The following is a 7041-nucleotide window of genomic DNA, read 5'->3' on the forward strand; positions in this document are numbered from 1 at the left end:
GAGGCGGTGAACTTGGTGGTGTTGGCCTTGAACCAGATGCGGAAGGCCTTGTCGTTGCCGATACCGGTCATCGCCAGCGGCTGCTTGGTCAGGTAGGAGCTGTACATCTCGCTCGAGGACGAAGCATTGGAGCCGTTGGCCAGGAAGTAGAACATACGGTTGTTCGGGCCGGAGGAGAAGTGCACGTTCAGGTTGCCCAGGGTGCTGCTCCAGGCATCCTTCGACGAGCCGTCTTTCGATGGCTTCCACATCCAGCGCAGCGGCTGGCCGTTGCGGGCGATCTCCTTGCCCATCATCCAGTCGTTGCCGGATGGGACGCTGGTGCCGGTGCCGCCGGCGCGGGCATAGGCTTCCACCATTTCGCCGGTGATGTCGGAGTTCGACTCATTCAGGCCGCCCGACTCACCGGAATAGGTCAGGTTGGACGTGGCGTCGGTCACGCCGTGGCCCATTTCGTGGCCGATCACGTCGATCGAACCCAGGCTGTAGAAGTCGGTGCCGTCGCCGATGTACATGCACTTGCAGTTCGGGTCGAAGAAGGCGTTGTCGTAGTTGTTGTCGACGTGGACGGCGATGTAGGTCGCGGTGTTGTTGCCGTCCAGCGAGGACCAGCCCACCACGTTCTTCAGCGTGTCGTAGGTGTTCATCAGGCCCCACAGCGCGTTCACCGCGGCGGTCTGGCCGTTGGCGTTGGTGGTGCTGCCGCCGCTGATGTATTGCTGGCCGTCGCCCCAGGTGTTGGTGCTGTTGGTGTAGATGGAGCCCGCCTGCGGGTTGGATTCCGGCGAGTGGTTGGCGTTGGTGATCGCCATGCCGCCGAAGGTGCCGCCTACGCCGCGCGAAGAATCGAGCATCTTGTAGGTCGAGCCGGACAGTGTGGTCTGGATCGGCACGTCGCCGTTATACTGGCTGTGGCCGACGCCGGTTACGCTTTGCAGCGCGTCCCACTGCTTGATCACGGCGCCGGTGGTGGCGTTGATCACGGTGTCGCGGAAGACCGGACGGTTGTTCTTGTTCATACGGGTCTTGACCAGGTAGGCCAGCTCGTAGTGGTCGACCACGTCCTGCACGTCCATTGCATTCAGCGCGCTTTCGGCCTTGTTGGCGGCGGCGGCAGTGCGCACGGTCTTCATCACCGGCCAGATCAGCAGCTCGGCTTCCGGCTTGGTGCGGTGGGTCTTGCCGGTGGTGCGGGAGACGGCGATGCGGATCGCTTCGTCGGCATCGAAGGCTGGGCTGGTTTCAGGCGCGCCTTTGGCGGAGACCCGCGCTGCGCGCGAAGAGTCCAGGCCGTTGCGGCGGTCGGACGCCGATTCGCTGACGATGTCGCCGTTTTCATCGGTCACAACGACCGACTCGGAACCGTACACGCGCAGGCCCTGGAAGGTGTGGTCGGCGCGCAGGATGCGCTGACCGTGGGCGCCTGGGTGCTGTTCGCGCATCTTGTAGCCATGCTCGCTATCGAGGCCGGCGTCGGCGCGGCGCGCGTCGAGGCGCGCTGCCAGGTTGGCCTTGGCTGCAACACTCATCGGCTGGGCCGGTGCGGCCATCAGGTTTTCCGGCAGGACGCCTGCAAATGCAGGGGCGAAAGAGGCTGCTACGGCTGCGGCCAGCAGGCTTTTGCGAAGTTTCATAACTCTCCTAGTGAGTTTCAAGATTGTTGGGAGAGCCGGAAGTTAGGCCTGTTTGTTGCTCGAGTCAAAAAAATCATGAAATAAGTCAACATGACAGTTTTTGTTCAATTTGAGACATTTGATTACATGTTCGTAGTCGCTCAACTACTCTGGACGGCAACGAAAAGGCGCACGATTGGCGGGTTTTGTAGGCGAGTTACAACGAAATAGAGGGGTTTTTCTAGTTTCGGGTTTGACACAACACAAATATGTATCAATTTGTCACAACGGTGTTGCACTGGTTGAATTTTGCGATTTACACTAGCCCGTCGTTCAGTTGAGGTGCTACTTAGTGAGGGCGCAATCACTTATGTTGTCTATATCTACCAAAGTCGAAAGGATTGTTGCGGAGTCGCCCTTCCTGAGTGAAGGTCTGCGCCGTGGCCTGATCAACCTGTCGGAACTGGCGCGCCAGCTGCAGCCGCAGCTCCAGAACGACCTGTGGAAGCCGGTCGGCCAGGCCGCCGTCGTCATGGCCTTGCGCCGCGTGGCCGGGCGCTTGCCGGACAAGGATACGCAGGAACTGGTGCTGGCCCAGCAGTCGGGCCAGCTGACCGCGCGCACCGATCTGGTCGAATTCACCTTCCGCCGCTCGGACCGCATCGATGACTGTCACCGCCAGATGCTGGAACGCGCCGGTACCGGCCACGGCCTGTACCTGACCGTGACCCGCGGCAGCGAAGAAGTGGTGGTGATCTGCAGCCGGCCGTTCATCGGCATGGTGGAGCAGATCTTCGCCAGCGAGCGCCTGCTGGCGCGGCTGGAGAACCTGAATGCCGTCACGCTGCAGCTGACCGCCGATTCCTGGCGCACGCCGGGCATCTACCACGCCATTCTCAAGAAGCTGGCGTGGGACAAGGTCAACCTGATCAACCTGATCTCGACGCACACCGAACTCACCCTGCTGCTGGAGAAGGAACACACGGGCGCCGCCTTCAGTGTCCTGTCCAATATGATCGCGCACAAACATTGATGTACACTTCCCTGTAGGGCATTCCTACAGGGGAAGCGGCATGGGTGTGAAGCGCGAGATGCAGCGGGTGGTGCCGGCGCTGCGGGTGGCCAGTTATGCGGCCAGCAAGGCCTTCTACGAGTCGCTGGGCTTTCGCGAAGCGTGGACGCACCAGTTCGAACCCGGCCTGCCCGCCTTCGCCTCGATGGCCTTCGACGGCATGGAAATCTTCCTGTCAGAGCATACGGGCGACTGCCAGCCCGGCGGGCTGGTACACTTCTATGTTCCGGATGTGGATGCGCTGTACGAAGATTTCATGGAGTACGGCGTAGAAGTCGAGGAAGTCCCGAATAACGGGCTGGGCGCCGACCTGCGCGCGATGTCCGTCCTCGATCCAGATAACAACCGGCTTAAGTTTCTGACTCAAACCCATTGGGAGTAAAGCGCAAATGAAGAAAGCGCTGTTGTTTACAGTCCTCGGCATGATCGCCGCATCGCAGGCCGGCGCGCAGGGGCTGTTTAAATGCAAGGTCGACGGCAAAATCACCTACCAGTCCATGGCATGCGCCAAAGGCGGGGAGACCATCGACGTTCCGCCTCCGCCAACCCCGGCCCAGACCAAGGCGGCGCAGGCGCGCGCGCAGGAAGACCTGGAGCGCGTCAAACAGCTTGCGGAGAGTAACCGTATAGCGCGCGAAAACAAGGCCAAGGCCGATAAGGAGGCGGAGGCCAAGGAAGCGGGCGACAGCAAGCGCCTGGCAAAGCCGGACTGCGACAAGCTGCGCTCGCGCCGCGAAGACCTGTACGGGCGGCGCAACGAAAACCGCCGCAACTCCCAGCTCGAAGCCATGGGCAAGACCCAGGACGAGATCGACAAGCTGGAGTCCGAGTTCACCAAGGCGGCCTGCGGCCCGCTCGACTAAGCAGGCCGCCCCGGCCGGTCACTTCTTCTTCTCGTCCTCCGGCTGGGAGAAGTTCAGTTCCGGCTGCTGATCCTCATCCTGTTTTTGCACCGGCTGCGCTTCGGGCGCGGCCGGCTGCTCGATGCGCAGGTCGCCCGATTCCACCTTGCCGCCGGTCGTGCGGTCCAGGAACATGGTCACCGTTTGCGGCATTGCCGCCACCAGCAGCACCATCAGCATCTGCAGGCCGACCCAGGGCAGGGCGCCCCAGTAGATATCCGACGACTTCACCTCCTTCGGCGCCACGCCGCGCAGGTAGAACAGCGCAAAGCCGAACGGCGGGTGCATGAAGGAGGTCTGCATGTTCACGCATAGCATCACGCCGAACCACACCAGGGAGGCTGATGCCGCCGCCTCCGGGCTGCCCATGATGGGCTCCAGCTGCGGCGCCAGGACTTTCTGCGCCACGGGCGCCAGCATCGGCACCACGATGAAGGCAATCTCGAAGAAGTCCAGGAAGAAGGCCAGGAAGAACACGAACAGGTTCACCACCAGCAGGAAGCCGATCCAGCCGCCCGGGATGCCGGTGAACAGATGCTCCACCCACAGGCTGCCGTCCACCCCCTGGAACACCACCGAGAAGCAGGTGGAGCCGATCAGGATGAACACCACCATCGCCGTCAGGCGCATGGTGGACTGGTAGCTCAGGACGATCAGCTCGCGCAGCGCCGCGATGCGGCTGGCGCGCAGCACCAGCCACGCCACGCTCAGGTACAGCACGGCCAGCGCCGCCTGCACCACGGGCTTGACGTTGGGCGCGATACCGGTCTCGCGGTCGTAATTCAGGCCGCCGACGAGGGCGGCCAGCAGCATGGCCAGCATGCCGACGCGGAAAATCGCGCGGTCGCGCGGCGTGAATTCCGGGCGGCGGATCACGGCCAGGATCACCGCTCCCAGCGCACCCATGGCGCCCGATTCGGTCGGCGTGGCCACGCCCAGCATCATGGTGCCCAGCACCATGAAGATCAGCACCGCAGCCGGCACAATGCCCTGCAGGCACTGCTTCCACAATGCCCAGCCGCGCGGGCCTAGTTCGTTTTGCGGCGCGGCCGGCAGCCATTCCGGCTTGATGCGGGTGAGGATGAAGGTGTACAGGGCGAACAGGCCGATCTGCACCAGCGACGGTCCCCAGGCGCCCAGGTACATGGAGCCCACGTCGGCGGCGGCGGTCGGGGTTTTCAGCTGGTCGGCCAGCACCACCAGCACCAGGGAGGGCGGTACCAGCTGGGTGATGGTGCCGGAAGCGGCCAGCACGCCGGTGGCATAGCGCATGTGGTAACCGTAACGTATCATCACCGGCAGCGAAATCATGGCCATGGCGATCACCTGCGCCGCCACCGTACCGGTGATCGCGCCCAGGATGAAGCCGACGATGATCACGGAATAGCCCAGGCCCCCGCGGACGCTGCCAAACAGGCGGCCCATCGAGTCGAGCATGTCCTCCGCCAGCCGGCATTTTTCCAGAATCGCGCCCATGAAGGTAAAGAAGGGGATCGCCAGCAGCAGGTCGTTGGCCAGCACGCTGCCGAAGATCCGCTGGGGCACGGCCTGCAGGAAGGGCAGGTTGAAGTTGTGCTGCAGGATCGCGATAACCCCGAAGAACAGACCGACCGCCATCAGCGAGAACGCCACGGGGAAGCCGACCAGCATGAACACCACCAGACCGCCGAACATCAGCGGCGGCATCATTTCAGTAGGAATCATTGCACCGGCCTTTCGTATCTGCTATCGAGCTCGGCCTTGCCGAACAGGTGGGCGATGCGTTTGATCAGCTCGGAGACGCCCTGCAGCGTAAGCAGGGCAAAGCCGACCGGCACGATGATCTTGATCGGCCAGAGCGGCAGGCCGCCGGAGTTGCCGGAGCCTTCCCAGCGTGCCAGGGACGGCAGGAACAGGGCCTCCCAGGACAGCCAGGTAAACAGGATACAGGCAGGGAAGAGGAAGAAGATGATGCCGAAGATGTCGATCATCATCTGCTTGCGTTCGGAGACGTGGCCGTAAATCAGGTCGACGCGCACATGTTCATTGCGCTGGAAGGTGTAGCTGGCGCCCAGCATGACGGCGGCGGCGAACAGCTGCCACTGCATTTCCAGGAAGGCGTTGGAACTCCAGTTGAAGCCATACCTGACCATGGCGTTGCTGGCGCTGACGAAGCATGAGACGAGGATCATCACATTAGCCACTTGCCCGCAGCGATACCCAAGGCGGTCAAGCCAATGCGAGAGTCTGAGAAAACCCTGCATTACATCTCCTGTTATCTGGATTAATTGTTGAAAGGATATTAGCCGAGAATCCTTGCAATTTGTACCATGTCCCCAGTGCACGCGATGTGTACGCCACGAAATTGCCAATTCTGCTATTGTATGCAATTTGATAATTATTGCACTTGGGCAATCTCTATGCTGAAAGCGCTTATCCAGCAGGTATACGCCGCGCTGGCACAATTCACCAGCGCTAGCCGCTTGTATGAACTGCGGCTCCCGAAAACCGAGGAGATCGTCGGCGGCGGCCTCCTGGTCGAAGCCTTCCTGGCCGACGACGGCCTGCAGGAACTGGCCAGGCGCGAAGTAATCGCCCTGTCGACCAGCGCCGCCATCGACCTGCGCTCCCTGCTCGGCCAGCCTGCGACCTTCCTCGCCAGCCTGGCCGACGGCGGCCGCAGCGCCTTCCACGGTTACGTGAGCCAGGCCGGCCTGCTGGGCAGCGAAGGCGGCTTTGCCCGCTACCGCTTGCGCATCTCGTCCTGGCTGTGGCTGCTGACCCAGGTGCGCAACAGCCGCGTATGGCAGGACAAATCGGTGGCGGAAATCGTCGACGAAGTCTTCCAGGCGCACGCCCCCTACGCCAACTGGCAGTGGAGCGAAGACGCACGCGCCGCCTTGGCCGATATTCCGCCGCGCAGCTACTGCTGCCAGTACCGCGAATCGGACTACGACTTCGTGCGCCGCCTGCTGACGGAAGAAGGTATCGCCTGGCGCCTGCAGGACGGCGAAGAAGCGCAAATCCTGATGCTGTTCGCCGACAGCCGCGAAGTCACCGCCACCCCGGAGGACGCCAGCAGCAAATCCGGCTTCGGCCTGCGCTACCACTCGGCGCGCGCGCTGGAAAAAGCCGACGCGATCCAGTCGCTGCGCCGCGAGCGCAGCATGCCCCCGGGCAGCGTGACCATCTACAGCTACGACTACAAGGCCAAGAGCCTGATCGGCAGCACAGTGCCGACCTGCATCAGCGACTTCGGCCGCCACGCCCAACTGCCGGAAAGCTTCGACTACCCAGGCCAATACGCCTTCACCGACGGCGACGACGCCCAGCGCTATGCCCTCCTGCAGATGCAGGCACGCGAAGCGCGCAGCCAGCCGTGGGAAGTGCGCAGCACCGTGCGCACCCTGCGCGCCGGTACCCGCTTCAAGCTGGTCAACGGCCCGCTGGACCTGGGCGAGCATGAAAACGAATA

The 7041-nt window shown here is 62.6% G+C and carries 7 protein-coding genes; 4 read left to right on the forward strand and 3 right to left on the reverse strand.

The features are described 5' to 3' along the window. On the reverse strand, positions 1-1634 hold a 1634-nt coding region (locus tag H597_RS0116370), incomplete at its 3' end, for a M4 family metallopeptidase (RefSeq protein WP_035374484.1). Between the two features lie 349 nt (positions 1635-1983). On the opposite strand from H597_RS0116370, the gene H597_RS0116375 reads away from it, so the two are divergent. From H597_RS0116375 to H597_RS0116385, 3 genes are read left to right on the forward strand one after another with little or no spacing between them, the layout of a single operon-like run. Next, positions 1984-2646 (forward strand): hypothetical protein, encoded by a 663-nt coding sequence (locus tag H597_RS0116375; protein WP_028103085.1) that lies wholly within the window; start codon positions 1984-1986, stop codon positions 2644-2646. A gap of 40 nt (positions 2647-2686) precedes the next feature. Beyond that, entirely contained in the window at positions 2687-3067 is a 381-nt protein-coding gene (locus tag H597_RS0116380) for a glyoxalase superfamily protein (protein ID WP_211232056.1), read from the forward strand. Positions 3068-3074: 7 nt separating this feature from the next. Next, on the forward strand, positions 3075-3548 hold the full coding sequence (locus H597_RS0116385; RefSeq protein WP_035374482.1) for a DUF4124 domain-containing protein: 474 nt from the start codon (positions 3075-3077) through the stop codon (positions 3546-3548). A gap of 18 nt (positions 3549-3566) precedes the next feature. Here the strand turns inward: H597_RS0116385 and H597_RS31245 are convergent, their stop codons facing one another. Beyond that, on the reverse strand, positions 3567-5291 hold the full coding sequence (locus tag H597_RS31245) for a TRAP transporter large permease (protein WP_051293859.1): 1725 nt from the start codon (positions 5289-5291) through the stop codon (positions 3567-3569). Next, a complete protein-coding gene (locus H597_RS0116395) occupies positions 5288-5830 on the reverse strand; it encodes a TRAP transporter small permease subunit (protein WP_028103082.1) in 543 nt (180 codons plus the stop codon). The genes H597_RS31245 and H597_RS0116395 overlap by 4 nt, the downstream gene beginning before the upstream one ends. A gap of 156 nt (positions 5831-5986) precedes the next feature. Between H597_RS0116395 and H597_RS0116400 the strand changes: the two genes are divergently transcribed. After that, positions 5987-7041, forward strand: a 1055-nt coding sequence (locus H597_RS0116400) for a type VI secretion system Vgr family protein (protein WP_028103087.1), incomplete at its 3' end; no start/stop codon positions are given.

The sequence above is a fragment of the Pseudoduganella violaceinigra DSM 15887 genome, assembly GCF_000425385.1.
GTDB classification, from domain to species: Bacteria; Pseudomonadota; Gammaproteobacteria; order Burkholderiales; family Burkholderiaceae_D; genus Rugamonas; species Rugamonas violaceinigra.

Coding starts and splice junctions, on each gene's coding strand:
- H597_RS0116375 (WP_028103085.1), top strand. CDS start 1,984: ATGTTGTCTATATCTACCAAAGTCGAAAGGATTGTTGCGGAGTCGCCC.
- H597_RS0116380 (WP_211232056.1), top strand. CDS start 2,687: ATGGGTGTGAAGCGCGAGATGCAGCGGGTGGTGCCGGCGCTGCGGGTG.
- H597_RS0116385 (WP_035374482.1), top strand. CDS start 3,075: ATGAAGAAAGCGCTGTTGTTTACAGTCCTCGGCATGATCGCCGCATCG.
- H597_RS31245 (WP_051293859.1), bottom strand. CDS start 5,291: ATGATTCCTACTGAAATGATGCCGCCGCTGATGTTCGGCGGTCTGGTG.
- H597_RS0116395 (WP_028103082.1), bottom strand. CDS start 5,830: ATGCAGGGTTTTCTCAGACTCTCGCATTGGCTTGACCGCCTTGGGTAT.